The following is a 14,645-nucleotide window of genomic DNA, read 5'->3' as shown; positions in this document are numbered from 1 at the left end:
GATACGAGATACGAGATACGAGATACGAGATATTTTGAGAGCGACGCTTGTTCTAAGCAAGAGAAAGTGCCGAGTATTATGGTGTCAGATCGAAAAGTAATAGATACAAAAAAGCCGAGCTAATGCTCGGCCTTTTGTATTAAGAATCTAGTATAGATTACTCAGCAGCTTCTTCAGCAGCTGGGCGATCTACAAGCTCAATGTAAGCCATTGGAGCTTTATCACCAGTACGGAAACCACATTTAAGAATGCGAGTGTAACCACCTTGGCGAGCCGCGAAACGCGGGCCTAGTTCATTAAATAGTTTTGCTACAACTTCGTTATCACGAGTGCGAGCGAATGCAAGACGACGGTTAGCAACACTGTCTGTCTTAGCTAGGGTAATCAACGGCTCAATTACGCGACGTAGTTCTTTTGCTTTAGGCACGGTAGTTTTGATAACTTCGTGACGAACAAGAGAGCTAGCCATGTTGCTGAACATCGCTTTACGATGACTGCTGTTGCGGTTGAGTTGACGACCACTTTTACGATGGCGCATGACCTAATCCTTCTAACTTTTCGATTAATCTTCAGCGATTGACGCTGGTGGCCAGTTTTCTAGACGCATGCCTAGAGAAAGACCACGTGAAGCAAGCACATCTTTAATCTCTGTAAGAGATTTCTTACCAAGGTTTGGCGTTTTAAGTAGCTCAACCTCAGTGCGCTGTACAAGATCACCGATGTAGTGAATCGCTTCTGCTTTCAAACAGTTAGCAGAGCGAACTGTTAGTTCAAGATCGTCTACAGGACGTAGTAGGATAGGATCGAATTCTGGCTTCTCTTCCTTCTCCTCAGGTACACGTACATCACGAAGATCTACGAACGCATCCAGTTGTTCAGCTAGGATAGTAGCTGCACGACGGATTGCTTCCTCAGGTTCTAGAGTACCGTTCGTTTCCATATCGATAACAAGCTTGTCTAAGTCAGTACGCTGTTCTACACGTGCCGCTTCTACAGCGTAAGCGATTTTATCAACCGGGCTGTAAGTAGCGTCAACAAGTAGACGACCGATTGGACGCTCATCTTCTTCAGTATGGATACGAGCTGAAGCTGGAACGTAACCACGACCACGTTCTACTTTGATACGCATTGCGATCTCAGCGTTGTCATCCGTTAGGTGACAAATTACGTGCTCAGGGTTAGCGATCTCTACATCACCATCGTGGGTGATGTCACCTGCAACAACAGGGCCTGAGCCTGATTTGTTCAGTGTAATAAACACTTCATCTTTGCCTTCAGCAACGCGCACAGCCAAACCTTTAAGGTTTAGAAGGATTTCCAGGATATCTTCCTGAACGCCTTCTTTAGTGCTGTATTCGTGTAGCACACCTTCGATTTCAGCTTCTGTCACGGCACAACCCGGCATAGAAGATAGAAGAATGCGGCGAAGAGCATTACCTAGAGTGTGGCCGAAACCGCGCTCTAATGGCTCAAGAGTTACTTTCGCGTGTGTCGTATTGATCTGTTCAATGTCAACAAGACGCGGCTTAAGAAATTCTGTTACAGAACCCTGCATTGTGTCCTCTCTTTTTTTAACCTTACTTAGAGTAAAGTTCGACGATCAAGTGTTCATTGATGTCAGCTGATAGGTCAGAACGCTCAGGCATACGCTTGAATGTACCTTCCATTTTGCCAGCATCTACTTCAATCCAAGTTGGCTTTTCACGTTGTTCAGCAACTTCTAGAGCCGCTTTAATACGAGATTGCTGTTTAGCTTTCTCGCGGATAGAAACAACGTCGTTTGCCGCTACTTTGAAAGAAGGAACGTTTACAACTTTACCGTTAACTAGGATAGACTTGTGGCTAACTAGTTGACGAGATTCAGCACGAGTTGCGCCAAAGCCCATACGGTAAACTACGTTATCAAGACGACCTTCAAGAAGCTGAAGCAGGTTTGCACCCGTGTTGCCTTTTAGACGTGCAGCTTCTTTGTAGTAGTTGCGGAATTGTTTTTCTAGAACGCCGTAGATACGACGAACTTTTTGCTTCTCACGAAGCTGAACGCCATACTCAGATAGACGACCGCGACGAGCGCCGTGTACACCTGGTGCGTTATCAATTTTACACTTGGTATCGATCGCACGGACACCAGACTTAAGGAATAAGTCAGTACCTTCGCGACGGCTAAGCTTTAGCTTAGGACCCAAATATCTTGCCATGATCTTTCTCCAATATTCCTAGAAACGAAACTTAAACGCGACGTTTCTTAGGTGGACGACAACCGTTATGAGGGATTGGTGTCGCATCAACAATGTTAGTGATACGGAAACCAGCAGCGTTCAGTGCGCGAACAGTAGATTCACGACCTGGACCTGGACCCTTAACCATAACTTCCAAGTTCTTTAGGCCATATTCTTTAGCCATTTCACCACAACGCTCAGCTGCAACTTGTGCTGCGAACGGAGTAGATTTACGAGAACCACGGAAACCTGAACCACCTGCTGTAGCCCATGCAAGAGCATTGCCTTGACGGTCAGTGATAGTTACGATTGTGTTGTTGAAAGAAGCATGAATGTGCGCTACGCCATCAGCTACTTGCTTGCGTACGCGCTTACGCGCGCGAGTTGGTTGTTTTGCCATTGTACTCTACCTTATCCGACTATTTCTTGATCGGCTTGCGCGGACCCTTACGGGTGCGAGCGTTGGTTTTAGTACGCTGTCCACGTAGTGGTAGACTGCGACGATGACGAAGACCGCGGTAACAGCCAAGGTCCATAAGACGCTTGATGTTCATCGATACTTCACGACGTAGATCACCTTCTACAGTGTACTTAGCTACACCATCACGCAGTTGATCGATCTGCTCTTCAGTTAGTTCACTGATCTTAGCATCTTCAGCAATACCCACTTCAGCTAGAATAGCTTGAGAGCGAGTTTTACCGATACCGTAGATTGCAGTAAGTGCAATTACAGAATGCTTGTGATCAGGAATGTTAATGCCGGCTATACGGGCCATTATTCACTCCTAAGGGGTTCATAAAAGAATTATCCGCAGCAAAGCCCGTTATGGATACGCTGCGGCATACTACTTCTTTTGCACGCAAAAGGTAGGCCGAGGAATATACTCGACTCTACCTTGTATTTCAAGTAAAAATTTCTGCTGATTAGCCTTGGCGTTGCTTATGCTTTGGCTCACTGCAAATCACGCGAACGACACCGTTACGCTTGATAACTTTACAGTTACGGCAGATTTTTTTAACGGAAGCACGAACTTTCATTGCTAAACTCCGTAAATGGAACTGAAATTATTACCACCGAATTAACGGCCGTAACCTTTCAGATTCGCTTTCTTTAACACAGAATCATACTGTTGTGACATCAGATGAGTCTGTACCTGTGCCATGAAATCCATGATAACTACCACTACAATTAGTAGTGAAGTGCCGCCGAAGTAGAAACGAACGTTCCACGCGACCATCATGAATTCAGGAATCAGACATATAAAAGTAATGTATAGAGCGCCCGCAAGGGTCAGTCTAGTCATCACTTTATCGATATATTTCGCTGTCTGCTCACCTGGGCGGATACCGGGTACGAATGCACCAGACTTCTTCAAGTTATCAGCTGTTTCACGTGGGTTAAACACCAACGCTGTATAGAAGAAACAGAAGAAGATTATAGCTGCTGCATAAAGCATTACATAAAGAGGCTGACCTGGGCTAAGAGCTAATGACACGTCAGTTAACCAACCGAACGCGCTGCTTTCACCATTTTGACCAAACCACTGTGCTAATGTTCCTGGGAACAAAATAATGCTCGATGCGAAAATCGCTGGAATCACACCTGCCATATTAATTTTAAGTGGCAAGTGAGAGCTTTGTGCTGCAAAAACCTTACGACCTTGTTGACGTTTCGCATAGTTAACGACGATACGACGTTGACCACGTTCCATGAAAACTACGAAGTAGATAACAGCAAAAGACAATACAGCAATCAACAGCAGAAGAAGCACATGCAATTCACCTTGACGCGCTTGCTCGATTGTTTGACCGATTGCAGAAGGCAATCCAGCAACAATACCTGCAAAAATCAGAATGGAAATACCATTACCGATTCCTCGCTCAGTGATTTGTTCACCTAACCACATTAAGAACATGGTACCAGTTACTAAACTCACGGTAGCAATAAGCGTAAACATGGTTTGGTTGATAACAACCAGATTGTCGACCATGTTTGGTAAGCCCGTTGCAATACCAATAGCTTGGAATGTTGCAAGTACAAGCGTGCCGTAGCGTGTATATTGGCTTATCTTACGACGGCCTGCTTCACCCTCTTTCTTGAGTTCCGCTAACGCTGGATGAACTACAGTTAACAATTGGACTACGATCGATGCCGAAATGTACGGCATGATGCCCAATGCTAATATAGATGCACGCTCAAGAGCACCACCGGAGAACATGTTAAACATTTCAACGATGGTACCTTTTTGCTGATCGAACAAATCGGCAAGTACAGCTGCGTCAATACCAGGGATCGGCACAAAAGAGCCAGCTCGGAATACTAAAAGTGCACCAATTACGAATAATAAGCGCGACTTTAGTTCACTTAAGCCGCTCTGAGCACTACGAAAATCTTGTCCTGGTTTCTTAGCCATCTGTACCTCGTTCCTCGAGATTATTCCTCGATTTTACCGCCTGCAGCTTCGATTGCAGCTTTAGCGCCTTTAGTCACGCGTAGACCTTTAACAGTCACAGCTTTGCTTAGGTCACCAGAAAGAACGATCTTAACGAATTCGATGTTCTTAGTGATAACATTAGCAGCTTTAAGGCTGTTAAGATCAACTACGTCACCTGTTACTTTCGCTAGCTCAGCTAGACGAACTTCAGCAGACACTAGGCTCTTACGAGAAGTGAAACCGAATTTAGGTAGACGTTGTTTTAGAGGCATTTGACCGCCTTCAAAACCTGGACGTACAGAGCCGCCAGAACGTGACTTTTGACCTTTGTGACCGCGGCCACCTGTTTTACCAAGGCCAGAACCGATACCACGACCTACACGCTTCTTAGAAGGTTTAGAGCCAGCAGCCGGTGATAGAGTATTCAAACGCATTCTGATTACTCCTCAATCTTAACCATGTAGTAAACCTTGTTGATCATACCGCGTACACACGGAGTATCTTCAAGTTCTACTGTATGGTTGATGCGACGAAGACCTAGACCTTTAAGACACGCTTTGTGCTTAGGTAGGCGACCAATTGAGCTTTTAGTTTGAGTTACTTTAATAGTTGCCATCGTGTGCTTACTCCGAAATAGATTCAACAGTTAGACCACGTTTAGCAGCAACCATTTCTGGTGACTTAACGTCTACTAGAGCACCAATCGTTGCACGAACGATGTTGATAGGGTTCGTAGAACCGTATGCTTTAGAAAGTACGTTATGTACGCCCGCAACTTCAAGTACAGCACGCATTGCACCACCGGCAATAACACCTGTACCTTCTGCAGCTGGCTGCATGTAAACTTTAGAGCCCGAATGACGACCTTTCACCGGGTGGTGAAGAGTGCCTTCGTTCAGCGCAACAGTAACCATGTTACGACGCGCTTTTTCCATTGCTTTTTGAATCGCAGCAGGTACTTCACGAGCTTTGCCGTAACCGAAACCTACACGACCATTACCGTCACCAACTACTGTTAGTGCAGTGAAGCTCATGATTCGACCACCTTTAACCGTCTTAGATACACGGTTAACAGCGATTAGCTTTTCTTGCAAATCATTAGCTTGTTGTTGTTCTTTAGCCATCTTCCAACCCTACCTTAGAATTTCAGACCAGCTTCGCGAGCAGATTCTGCTAGCGCCGCTACTCGACCGTGGTATTGGAAACCAGAACGATCGAATGCAACTGAAGCTACGCCTTTTTCAAGAGCGCGCTCAGCAACAGCTTTACCAACTGCTTTAGCTGCATCAACGTTACCAGTGTTCTTAACTTGCTCACGGATCGCTTTTTCTACAGTAGAAGCAGCTGCGATAACCTCAGAGCCGTTTGCCGCGATAACTTGTGCGTAAACATGGCGAGGAGTACGGTGTACTACCAGGCGAGTTGCACCAAGTTCTGCAATCTTACGACGTGCACGTGTAGCACGACGGATGCGAGATGCTTTCTTATCCATAGTGATACCTTACTTCTTCTTAGCTTCTTTAGTACGCACATTTTCATCTGCGTAACGAACACCTTTACCTTTGTAAGGCTCAGGAGCACGGTAAGAACGAATGTCAGCCGCAACTTGACCAACTAGCTGCTTGTCACAACCAGTTACAACGATCTCAGTTTGGCTAGGGCACTCAGCTTTAATACCTTCAGGTAGAGCGTGCTCTACTGGGTGAGAAAAACCAAGAGTTAGAGCTACAGAGTTGCCTTTCATAGCAGCACGGTAACCAACACCCTTTAGAGTTAGCTTCTTAGTGAAGCCCTCTGTAACACCCACAACCATGTTGTTAACTAGAGCGCGAGCTGTACCAGCTTGTGCCCATGCGTTAGCAACACCTTCTTTCGGACCGAAAGTTAGGTTGTTTTCTTCCTGTGCAATAACTACGGCGTTGTTAAGAACGCGAGTAAGCTCACCTTTGCTACCTTTTACAGTAACTTCTTGGCCGTTTAGTTTCACCTCTACGCCAGCTGGAATAGCGACAGGTGCTTTAGCAACACGAGACATAATCTACTCCTTATTAAGCTACGTAACAGATGATTTCACCGCCAAGACCTGCTTTACGAGCAGCACGGTCAGACATTAGACCCTTGGAAGTAGAAACAACTGCAATACCAAGACCGCCCATCACTGTTGGTAGAGAGTCTTTATTTTTATAAACTCGTAGACCAGGACGTGATACACGCTTGATTTGCTCGATTACAGGTTTAGCTTGGAAGTACTTAAGAGTAACTTCTAGCTCAGGTTTTGCTTCGCCTTCAACAGCGAAGTCTACGATGTAACCTTCAGCTTTTAGTAGTGCAGCAATTGCAACTTTAAGCTTTGAAGAAGGCATTTTTACAGCAACTTTGTTTGCTGCCTGACCGTTACGAACGCGGGTCAGCATATCCGAAATCGGATCTTGCATGCTCATAAGATTTACTCCAAATGATTAAGTGGCAATTACCAGCTAGCCTTACGAAGACCCGGAATCTCGCCTTTCATGCAAGCTTCACGAACCTTAATGCGGCTTAGACCGAATTTACGTAGGTAACCGTGTGGACGACCAGTTTGGTTGCAACGGTTACGCTGACGTGATGCACTTGAATCACGTGGAAGAGATTGCAGTTTAAGAACCGCATTCCAACGATCTTCTTCAGATGCGTTTACATCGCTAATGATAACTTTTAGCGCAGAACGCTTTTCAGCGAACTTAGCTACTAGTTTTGCACGTTTAGCTTCACGTGCTTTCATTGATTGTTTAGCCATAACAGTAACCCTACCCTTACTTACGGAATGGGAAGTTAAAGGCAGCCAGCAGAGCTCGGCCTTCCTCATCGGAACCCGCAGAAGTCGTGATAGTGATATCAAGACCGCGGACACGATCGACTTTATCGTAGTCGATTTCCGGAAAGATGATTTGCTCGCGAACGCCCATGCTGTAGTTACCGCGACCGTCGAAAGACTTAGCGCTAACACCACGGAAATCACGTACACGTGGAAGTGCGATAGAGATTAAACGCTCTAAAAATTCCCACATGCGCTCACCACGCAAGGTTACTTTACAACCAATTGGGTAGCCTTCACGAATTTTGAAACCAGCTACAGATTTACGCGCTTTAGTGATAAGTGGCTTTTGACCAGAGATCGTTGCCATATCAGCTGCTGCGTTTTCTAGCAGTTTCTTATCGTTGATTGCTTCACCAACGCCCATGTTTAGGGTGATTTTCTCAATCCTAGGGACTTGCATGACGCTTGTGTAGCTGAACTCTTTGGTAAGCTCAGCGACTACAGACGACTTGTAGTAATCATGCAGTTTCGCCATAGTAGAACTCCAAATTACTTCTAATTAGTTAGAAACAGTTTCGCCGTTAGATTTGAAGAAACGAACTTTCTTGCCATCTTCGATACGGAAACCGATACGGTCTGCTTTACCAGTAGCCGCGTTAAAAACTGCAACGTTAGAAGCGTCAATAGCTGCTTCTTGTTCAACGATGCCACCTTGCTGACCAAGAGCCGGAACCGGCTTTTGGTGTTTCTTAACAAGGTTGATGCCTTCAACGATAACTTTACCAGTTGTCAGAACCTTAGTTACTTTACCTTTCTTGCCTTTATCTTTACCAGCAAGAATGATTACTTCGTCATTACGACGGATTTTAGCTGCCATATTGCCGCTCCTTACAGAACTTCAGGTGCTAGTGATACAATCTTCATGAATTTCGCGTTACGAAGTTCACGAGTCACAGGACCAAAGATACGTGTGCCGACTGGTTGCTCAGTAGTGTCGTTTAACAATACACAAGCATTACTGTCGAAGCGAATGACAGAACCGTCTGGGCGACGAACGCCTTTACGGGTGCGCACTACTACCGCCTTCAGAACATCACCTTTTTTTACTTTACCGCGAGGAATTGCTTCCTTAACTGTAACTTTGATGATGTCACCGATATGTGCATAACGGCGGTGAGAGCCACCCAGAACCTTAATACACATTACCTTGCGCGCGCCAGAGTTATCTGCTGCGTCAAGTGTACTTTGCATCTGGATCATTGTTAGTGCTCCGCTAAATATTAAAACTAGACCCTCTCGGGTCGGGCTGCCTCTTTAAAAGGGACGCGAATTGTACCACCCTTTTTTTAAATTGGGTAGACAAAAAACAAGCGGCCCCAAAAATAATTTGGAGCCGCTTATAAGTTATAGAATTACAAAGATTAAATCTTCGCTTTTTCTAGAACTTTAACCAATGTCCAAGACTTAGTCTTAGACAGAGGACGACACTCAGCGATTTCAACTTTGTCGCCTAGGCCACAAGTGTTGTCTTCGTCGTGTGCGTGTACTTTAGTCGTGCGTTTAACGTATTTGCCGTAAATTGGGTGTTTTACAGTACGTTCGATAGCAACAACGATAGACTTGTCCATCTTGTCACTTACTACACGGCCTTGCTGGATGCGGTTAGTTTCGCTCATTATGCGCCTGCCTTTTCAGTCAAAACAGTTTTCACACGTGCGATATCACGGCGTACAGCTTTTAGAGTATGAGTTTGCTGAAGCTGACCAGTTGCAGCTTGCATGCGCAAGTTGAACTGTTCACGTAGCAAATTCAATAGCTCAGCGTTAAGCTCTTCAACGTTCTTTTCGCGTAGATCTTGTGCTTTCATCACATCACCTGCTTAGTTACAAAAGTAGTTTTAACAGGCAGTTTACGTGCCGCTAGGCGGAACGCTTCACGTGCCAACTCTTCAGGTACGCCATTCATTTCGTACATAACTTTGCCAGGTTGGATTTGAGCAACCCAGTACGCTACTGAACCTTTACCTTTACCTTGACGAACTTCAAGAGGCTTTTCAGTAATCGGTTTGTCTGGGAATACACGAATCCAGATTTGACCTTGACGCTTAATGTGACGTGTCATAGCACGACGTGCCGCTTCGATTTGACGTGCAGTCAGACGACCACGGCCAACAGCTTTAAGACCGAATTCGCCGAAGCTTACTTCAGTACCTTTAGCTAGACCACGGTTACGACCAGTCATAACCTTGCGGAACTTAGTACGTTTTGGTTGTAGCATCGTTCGACTCCTTACTTACGGCCTTTACGCTGCTTCTTAGGCTTATCGCCTTTAGGCTCTACTGCGTTAGCAGCTGGCATACCGCCTAGAATCTCACCTTTGAAGATCCAAACTTTAATGCCGATCACACCGTATTGAGTGTGAGCCGAAGAAGTTGCGTAATCAATGTCTGCACGTAGAGTGTGTAGAGGCACACGGCCTTCACGATACCACTCAGAACGTGCGATTTCAGCGCCGCCTAGACGACCACTTACTTCCACTTTGATACCTTTAGCGCCTAGACGCATAGCGTTCTGTACTGCGCGCTTCATAGCACGACGGAACATAACACGACGCTCTAGTTGAGACGCGATGCTATCAGCTACAAGCTGACCATCTAACTCAGGCTTACGTACTTCAGCGATATTGATTTGCGCTGGTACACCTGCGATTTTAGCTACAGCTGCGCGTAGCTTTTCTACGTCTTCACCTTTCTTACCGATAACAACGCCAGGACGAGCAGTGTGAATAGTCACACGGATGCTCTTAGCTGGACGCTCGATAACGATACGAGATAGTGATGCTTTTTGTAGTTCCTTTGTAAGGAACTGACGTACCTTGAAGTCGCCGTCTAGGTTGTCAGCGAAATCTTTGGTATTAGCAAACCATGTAGCATTCCAAGGCTTAACGATGCCAAGACGAATACCATTAGGATGTACTTTCTGACCCATTGCTTACTCTCCTAGTCTTTAGCGATCTGCTACAACAATAGTGATGTGGCTTGAACGCTTCAAGATACGATCCGCACGACCTTTAGCACGAGGCATAATACGCTTCATGATAGGGCCCTCATCTACGAAGATTTTAGCGACATTTAGATCGTCGATATCTGCACCTTCGTTATGTTCCGCGTTAGCGATAGCTGACTCTAGAACTTTCTTAACTAGAACAGCAGCTTTTTTGTTGCTGAAAGTTAGAATTTCTAGAGCTTGGTCTACCGACTTACCGCGAATTTGGTCTGCAACTAAGCGAGCTTTCTGTGGAGAAATACGAGCAAAGTTATGTTTAGCTAAAGCTTCCATCATCTACTCCTTACTTCTTCTTAGCTTTCTTATCTGCAGCATGACCGCGATAAGTACGAGTTGGTGCAAATTCGCCCAGTTTGTGACCGATCATTTCTTCGGTAACGAAAACTGGAACGTGCTGACGACCATTATGGACAGCGATGGTCAAACCAATCATTGTTGGGATGATCATTGAGCGACGGGACCAAGTCTTAATAGGCTTTTTGTCTCCGCTTTCCACCGCTTTCTCTACCTTCTTCAGCAAGTGTAGGTCAATAAAAGGACCTTTCTTGAGAGAACGTGGCATGGCGATTCCTCTTTATAAATTATTTAGTGCGACGACGTACGATGTACTTGTCAGTGCGCTTGTTCTTACGAGTCTTGAAGCCCTTAGTAGGAACGCCCCAAGGAGAAACTGGGTGACGACCACCAGATGTGCGGCCTTCACCACCACCGTGTGGGTGATCCACCGGGTTCATTACTACACCACGTACGGTTGGACGTACGCCGCGCCAGCGTGAAGCACCAGCTTTACCAAGTTCACGTAGCATATGCTCAGAGTTACCAACTTCACCGATCGTTGCACGACCTTCAGAAAGTACTTTGCGCATTTCACCAGAACGTAGACGGATAGTGATGTATGCACCGTCGCGAGCAACGATTTGAGCATAAGCACCAGCCGAACGAGCTAGTTGAGCACCTTTACCAGGCTTAAGTTCAACACAGTGTACAGTAGAACCTACTGGGATGTTGCGCATCGGCAGAGTGTTACCTGCTTTGATTGGCGCATCAACACCAGATTGGATCTGGTCACCGGCTTGAATGCCTTTTGGTGCAATGATGTAACGACGCTCACCGTCTGCGTACAGAACTAGAGCGATGTTAGCGCTACGGTTTGGATCGTATTCTAGACGCTCAACTTTCGCTGGGATGCCATCTTTAGTACGTTTGAAGTCAATTACACGGTAGTGGTGCTTGTGACCACCGCCGATGTGACGTACTGTGATACGACCGTTGTTGTTACGACCACCGTTCTTAGAGTTTTTCTCTAGAAGAGGTGCGTATGGCTTACCCTTGTGTAGGTCAGCGTTAACAACTTTAACGACGTGACGACGACCAGGGGAAGTCGGCTTACATTTAACAATAGCCATTTTTAACTACTCCTGTTATTCCGCGCCGCCAACGAAGTCAAGATCTTGACCTTCTTTCAAAGTAACGTAGGCTTTCTTAACGTCTGAACGACGGCCTTCACGCATACCTTGACGTTTGGTCTTACCCTTTTGAACAAGAGTATTTACAGACTTAACTTCAACTTCAAATAGCTTTTCTACAGCTGCTTTGATCTCTTTCTTAGTAGCATCTTTAGCTACTTTGAAAACGATAGTGTTCGCTTTCTCAGCTGCCATAGTTGCTTTTTCAGAGATGTGCGGAGCACGTAGAACTTTTAAGATACGCTCTTCAGTGATCATGCTAGCATCTCCTCAACTTGCTTAACTGCGTCAGCAGTCATTAGAACCTTGTCGAATGCAATTAGAGATACTGGATCAACACCAGCAACGTCACGTGCATCAACTTTGTATAGGTTACGAGCAGCTAAGAATAGATTTTCATCTACTTCGCCAGTAACAATCAGAACGTCGCTTAGCTCAAGCTCTTTAAGCTTAGCTACAAGTTCTTTTGTTTTTGGTGCTTCTACTGAGAAGTTATCAACAACGATTAGACGCTCTTGACGAACAAGCTCAGAAAGAATGCTCTTCATAGCACCGCGGTACATTTTCTTGTTTACTTTTTGGCTGTGATCTTGTGGTTTCGCAGCAAAAGTAACACCACCTGTACGCCAGATTGGGCTACGAATTGTACCAGCACGTGCGCGGCCAGTACCTTTTTGACGCCATGGCTTAGCGCCACCGCCAGATACTTCAGAACGAGTCTTTTGAGCACGAGTACCTTGACGAGCACCTGCTGCATATGCAACAACTACTTGGTGTACAAGAGCTTCGTTGAAGTCACGTCCGAAAGTAGTCTCGGAAACAGTTAGTGCATCAGCACCTTTAACCATCAATTCCATTACTTACTCCTAGACGTTATGCTTTAACAGCAGGTTTTACGATCACGTTGCCGCCTGTTGAGCCTGGTACTGCACCTTTAATAAGAAGCAGATTGCGCTCAGCGTCAACACGTACGATCTCTAGGTTTTGAGTCGTTACACGCTCAGCACCCATGTGACCTGCCATTTTCTTGCCTTTAAACACGCGACCTGGAGTTTGACATTGGCCAATTGAACCCGGTGCACGGTGAGACAAAGAGTTACCGTGAGTCATATCTTGAGTAGAGAAGTTCCAACGCTTAACAGCGCCTTGGAAGCCTTTACCTTTAGATGTACCAGTAACGTCTACTTTTTTAATTTCGTTGAAAAGTTCTACGTTTAGCTCAGCGCCAACTTCAAACTCTTCGCCGTTTTCTAAACGGAATTCCCAAAGACCGCGACCTGCTTCTACACCCGCTTTCGCGAAGTGACCAGCTTCAGGTTTAGTTACACGGTTAGCTTTCTTAGCACCAGTAGTTACTTGGATTGCTGCGTAGCCGTCGTTCTCTAGAGTTTTAACTTGAGAAATACGGTTCGCTTCAACCTCAACAACAGTTACTGGGATAGAAACGCCTTCTTCAGTAAATACGCGGGTCATACCCACTTTACGTCCGACTAGACCAATCATTATTCTTATCTCCCTTAACCTAGGCTGATTTGAACATCAACGCCAGCTGCAAGATCAAGACGCATTAGAGCATCAACAGTTTTGTCTGTTGGCTCAACGATGTCGATCAAACGCTTGTGAGTACGGATTTCGTACTGATCACGTGCATCTTTGTTGACGTGTGGAGAGATAAGAACAGTGAAACGCTCTTTACGAGTAGGTAGTGGAATAGGACCACGAACCTGTGCGCCAGTACGTTTTGCTGTTTCAACGATTTCCGCAGTTGAAGCATCGATTAGCTTGTAATCAAACGCTTTAAGGCGGATACGAATACGTTGGTTCTGCATGAGACAGAGCTCCAATTATTAAAAATTACACAAACAATATCGCCACTCAAACTCGATAAAACGAGAGAATGCCGATTGATTTATGTGAAACCGTAGCATCCAAAATTAGGACGCATTGTCAGTTAACTTTTGAAGTAAAGACAAGCCTTACTATTTTTATTAACCGCGAACATAAGCTGAGTATACATTACTAGGTAAAACCTACTCCTCAGTGCTCATTGGTTCACAACCAGCTTAAGCCAGTGCGATACATTATACAGATCACACTTTAACTTGCAAGCTGTGTTTGAAAAATAATCGGAGAATCTATTGAGAGGGGGGATTGGAAGATTTTTAGTTCTTGGTAGTGCCCTACCGCCTGAAAAAGAAATGCAAGGTAGCCACTTGGGTGCACCTGAGCAGCTACCCTTGTTATCGATATTTTTCAGGCTTCGTCTTCATCGACATATTGAGCTTATAGGTAATTTTGAATACCCTTCATTTTGATAAGGCCGAGTTGGGTCTCTAACCAATCGACATGTGCTTCTTCATCTTCCAAAATCTCAAGAAACAGATCCCGTGACACATAGTCATGGTTAACGTATGTTTATATCGATTGGTTATACTTCTTGTCGAAAAGAGGGTTTAACGGGCTTTGAAGAGGAGAGAGTTTTTTTTGGGGGGGACTTAAACCGCTAAGTAAATAACTGTATTTAAATCGGAATATAAACGGTGGATATTACGTGTTAGGAATTTCCCTTATAACCAAAATAAAAAAGGGAAGCCGAAGCTCCCCTTTTTTTGATGCTTCCTCTTCTAATGAAGAGAGTGCAAAAATCTAAATGCTATTAAGCG

Annotated in this window: 29 protein-coding genes; all 29 read right to left on the bottom strand. The window is 45.2% G+C overall.

Annotated elements, in window-relative coordinates; all coding sequences use genetic code 11:
• Nucleotides 1-157 precede the first annotated feature (157 nt).
• Complete coding sequence (gene rplQ, locus ACTRWI_RS20425) at nucleotides 158-538, bottom strand: 50S ribosomal protein L17 (RefSeq protein WP_004729812.1); 381 nt, start codon at nucleotides 536-538, stop codon at nucleotides 158-160.
• Between the two features lie 24 nt (nucleotides 539-562).
• A complete protein-coding gene (locus ACTRWI_RS20420) occupies nucleotides 563-1,555 on the bottom strand; it encodes a DNA-directed RNA polymerase subunit alpha (RefSeq protein WP_499133580.1) in 993 nt (330 codons plus the stop codon).
• A gap of 22 nt (nucleotides 1,556-1,577) precedes the next feature.
• On the bottom strand, nucleotides 1,578-2,198 hold the full coding sequence (gene rpsD, locus ACTRWI_RS20415; protein WP_004738777.1) for a 30S ribosomal protein S4: 621 nt from the start codon (nucleotides 2,196-2,198) through the stop codon (nucleotides 1,578-1,580).
• Between the two features lie 31 nt (nucleotides 2,199-2,229).
• Nucleotides 2,230-2,619: a 30S ribosomal protein S11 gene (gene rpsK / locus ACTRWI_RS20410; RefSeq protein WP_004738778.1), complete on the bottom strand. Its 390-nt coding sequence runs from the start codon at nucleotides 2,617-2,619 to the stop codon at nucleotides 2,230-2,232.
• Nucleotides 2,620-2,638: 19 nt separating this feature from the next.
• Nucleotides 2,639-2,995, bottom strand: a complete 357-nt coding sequence (gene rpsM / locus ACTRWI_RS20405; protein ID WP_004738779.1) for a 30S ribosomal protein S13 — start codon at nucleotides 2,993-2,995, stop codon at nucleotides 2,639-2,641.
• A 148-nt stretch (nucleotides 2,996-3,143) separates the two neighbouring features.
• Nucleotides 3,144-3,257, bottom strand: a complete 114-nt coding sequence (rpmJ, locus tag ACTRWI_RS20400) for a 50S ribosomal protein L36 (RefSeq protein WP_000868186.1) — start codon at nucleotides 3,255-3,257, stop codon at nucleotides 3,144-3,146.
• A 41-nt stretch (nucleotides 3,258-3,298) separates the two neighbouring features.
• Nucleotides 3,299-4,633, bottom strand: a complete 1,335-nt coding sequence (gene secY / locus ACTRWI_RS20395; protein WP_004738781.1) for a preprotein translocase subunit SecY — start codon at nucleotides 4,631-4,633, stop codon at nucleotides 3,299-3,301.
• A 20-nt stretch (nucleotides 4,634-4,653) separates the two neighbouring features.
• A complete protein-coding gene (rplO, locus tag ACTRWI_RS20390) occupies nucleotides 4,654-5,088 on the bottom strand; it encodes a 50S ribosomal protein L15 (RefSeq protein ID WP_004736758.1) in 435 nt (144 codons plus the stop codon).
• A gap of 5 nt (nucleotides 5,089-5,093) precedes the next feature.
• On the bottom strand, nucleotides 5,094-5,270 hold the full coding sequence (rpmD, locus tag ACTRWI_RS20385; RefSeq protein WP_004736756.1) for a 50S ribosomal protein L30: 177 nt from the start codon (nucleotides 5,268-5,270) through the stop codon (nucleotides 5,094-5,096).
• Between the two features lie 7 nt (nucleotides 5,271-5,277).
• Entirely contained in the window at nucleotides 5,278-5,778 is a 501-nt protein-coding gene (gene rpsE / locus ACTRWI_RS20380; RefSeq protein WP_004738783.1) for a 30S ribosomal protein S5, read from the bottom strand.
• 14 nt (nucleotides 5,779-5,792) lie between these two features.
• A complete protein-coding gene (rplR, locus tag ACTRWI_RS20375) occupies nucleotides 5,793-6,146 on the bottom strand; it encodes a 50S ribosomal protein L18 (RefSeq protein ID WP_004738784.1) in 354 nt (117 codons plus the stop codon).
• 9 nt (nucleotides 6,147-6,155) lie between these two features.
• Complete coding sequence (gene rplF, locus ACTRWI_RS20370) at nucleotides 6,156-6,689, bottom strand: 50S ribosomal protein L6 (protein WP_004738786.1); 534 nt, start codon at nucleotides 6,687-6,689, stop codon at nucleotides 6,156-6,158.
• Nucleotides 6,690-6,702: 13 nt separating this feature from the next.
• A complete protein-coding gene (rpsH, locus tag ACTRWI_RS20365; RefSeq protein ID WP_004738788.1) occupies nucleotides 6,703-7,095 on the bottom strand; it encodes a 30S ribosomal protein S8 in 393 nt (130 codons plus the stop codon).
• 29 nt (nucleotides 7,096-7,124) lie between these two features.
• Nucleotides 7,125-7,430, bottom strand: a complete 306-nt coding sequence (gene rpsN, locus ACTRWI_RS20360) for a 30S ribosomal protein S14 (protein WP_004738789.1) — start codon at nucleotides 7,428-7,430, stop codon at nucleotides 7,125-7,127.
• Nucleotides 7,431-7,446: 16 nt separating this feature from the next.
• Nucleotides 7,447-7,986, bottom strand: coding sequence for a 50S ribosomal protein L5 (gene rplE / locus ACTRWI_RS20355; protein WP_004738790.1), 540 nt, complete (start codon nucleotides 7,984-7,986; stop codon nucleotides 7,447-7,449).
• A gap of 24 nt (nucleotides 7,987-8,010) precedes the next feature.
• Nucleotides 8,011-8,328: a 50S ribosomal protein L24 gene (gene rplX / locus ACTRWI_RS20350; protein WP_004738792.1), complete on the bottom strand. Its 318-nt coding sequence runs from the start codon at nucleotides 8,326-8,328 to the stop codon at nucleotides 8,011-8,013.
• An 11-nt stretch (nucleotides 8,329-8,339) separates the two neighbouring features.
• Nucleotides 8,340-8,711, bottom strand: coding sequence for a 50S ribosomal protein L14 (rplN, locus tag ACTRWI_RS20345; protein WP_004738793.1), 372 nt, complete (start codon nucleotides 8,709-8,711; stop codon nucleotides 8,340-8,342).
• A 161-nt stretch (nucleotides 8,712-8,872) separates the two neighbouring features.
• The gene (rpsQ, locus tag ACTRWI_RS20340; protein ID WP_004738796.1) at nucleotides 8,873-9,127 is read right to left on the bottom strand and encodes a 30S ribosomal protein S17; all 255 of its coding nucleotides are present in this window, start codon (nucleotides 9,125-9,127) and stop codon (nucleotides 8,873-8,875) included.
• Complete coding sequence (gene rpmC, locus ACTRWI_RS20335) at nucleotides 9,127-9,318, bottom strand: 50S ribosomal protein L29 (protein WP_004736737.1); 192 nt, start codon at nucleotides 9,316-9,318, stop codon at nucleotides 9,127-9,129. The genes rpsQ and rpmC overlap by 1 nt, the downstream gene beginning before the upstream one ends.
• Nucleotides 9,318-9,728: a 50S ribosomal protein L16 gene (gene rplP / locus ACTRWI_RS20330; protein ID WP_004736736.1), complete on the bottom strand. Its 411-nt coding sequence runs from the start codon at nucleotides 9,726-9,728 to the stop codon at nucleotides 9,318-9,320. Before rplP ends, rpmC begins: the two co-directional genes overlap by 1 nt.
• A gap of 11 nt (nucleotides 9,729-9,739) precedes the next feature.
• Nucleotides 9,740-10,438 carry a 30S ribosomal protein S3 gene (gene rpsC, locus ACTRWI_RS20325; protein ID WP_004738797.1) on the bottom strand — a complete coding sequence of 233 codons (699 nt, stop codon included), beginning with the start codon at nucleotides 10,436-10,438 and terminating at the stop codon, nucleotides 9,740-9,742.
• An 18-nt stretch (nucleotides 10,439-10,456) separates the two neighbouring features.
• Nucleotides 10,457-10,789: a 50S ribosomal protein L22 gene (gene rplV, locus ACTRWI_RS20320; protein WP_004736732.1), complete on the bottom strand. Its 333-nt coding sequence runs from the start codon at nucleotides 10,787-10,789 to the stop codon at nucleotides 10,457-10,459.
• Between the two features lie 10 nt (nucleotides 10,790-10,799).
• The gene (rpsS, locus tag ACTRWI_RS20315; RefSeq protein ID WP_004736729.1) at nucleotides 10,800-11,078 is read right to left on the bottom strand and encodes a 30S ribosomal protein S19; all 279 of its coding nucleotides are present in this window, start codon (nucleotides 11,076-11,078) and stop codon (nucleotides 10,800-10,802) included.
• Nucleotides 11,079-11,097: 19 nt separating this feature from the next.
• A complete protein-coding gene (gene rplB, locus ACTRWI_RS20310) occupies nucleotides 11,098-11,922 on the bottom strand; it encodes a 50S ribosomal protein L2 (RefSeq protein WP_004738800.1) in 825 nt (274 codons plus the stop codon).
• A gap of 15 nt (nucleotides 11,923-11,937) precedes the next feature.
• Nucleotides 11,938-12,240 carry a 50S ribosomal protein L23 gene (gene rplW / locus ACTRWI_RS20305; protein ID WP_004738802.1) on the bottom strand — a complete coding sequence of 101 codons (303 nt, stop codon included), beginning with the start codon at nucleotides 12,238-12,240 and terminating at the stop codon, nucleotides 11,938-11,940.
• The gene (gene rplD / locus ACTRWI_RS20300) at nucleotides 12,237-12,839 is read right to left on the bottom strand and encodes a 50S ribosomal protein L4 (protein ID WP_004738803.1); all 603 of its coding nucleotides are present in this window, start codon (nucleotides 12,837-12,839) and stop codon (nucleotides 12,237-12,239) included. The genes rplW and rplD overlap by 4 nt, the downstream gene beginning before the upstream one ends.
• A gap of 16 nt (nucleotides 12,840-12,855) precedes the next feature.
• Entirely contained in the window at nucleotides 12,856-13,488 is a 633-nt protein-coding gene (gene rplC, locus ACTRWI_RS20295; RefSeq protein WP_499133581.1) for a 50S ribosomal protein L3, read from the bottom strand.
• 11 nt (nucleotides 13,489-13,499) lie between these two features.
• Nucleotides 13,500-13,811, bottom strand: coding sequence for a 30S ribosomal protein S10 (gene rpsJ / locus ACTRWI_RS20290; RefSeq protein ID WP_001181007.1), 312 nt, complete (start codon nucleotides 13,809-13,811; stop codon nucleotides 13,500-13,502).
• Between the two features lie 454 nt (nucleotides 13,812-14,265).
• Complete coding sequence (locus tag ACTRWI_RS20285) at nucleotides 14,266-14,376, bottom strand: hypothetical protein (protein ID WP_499133573.1); 111 nt, start codon at nucleotides 14,374-14,376, stop codon at nucleotides 14,266-14,268.
• Nucleotides 14,377-14,645 lie beyond the last annotated feature (269 nt).

This window comes from Pseudoalteromonas sp. G5_S1_14_S5 (genome assembly GCF_054968605.1).
This window is presented reverse-complemented; position numbering and strand designations above follow the sequence as displayed.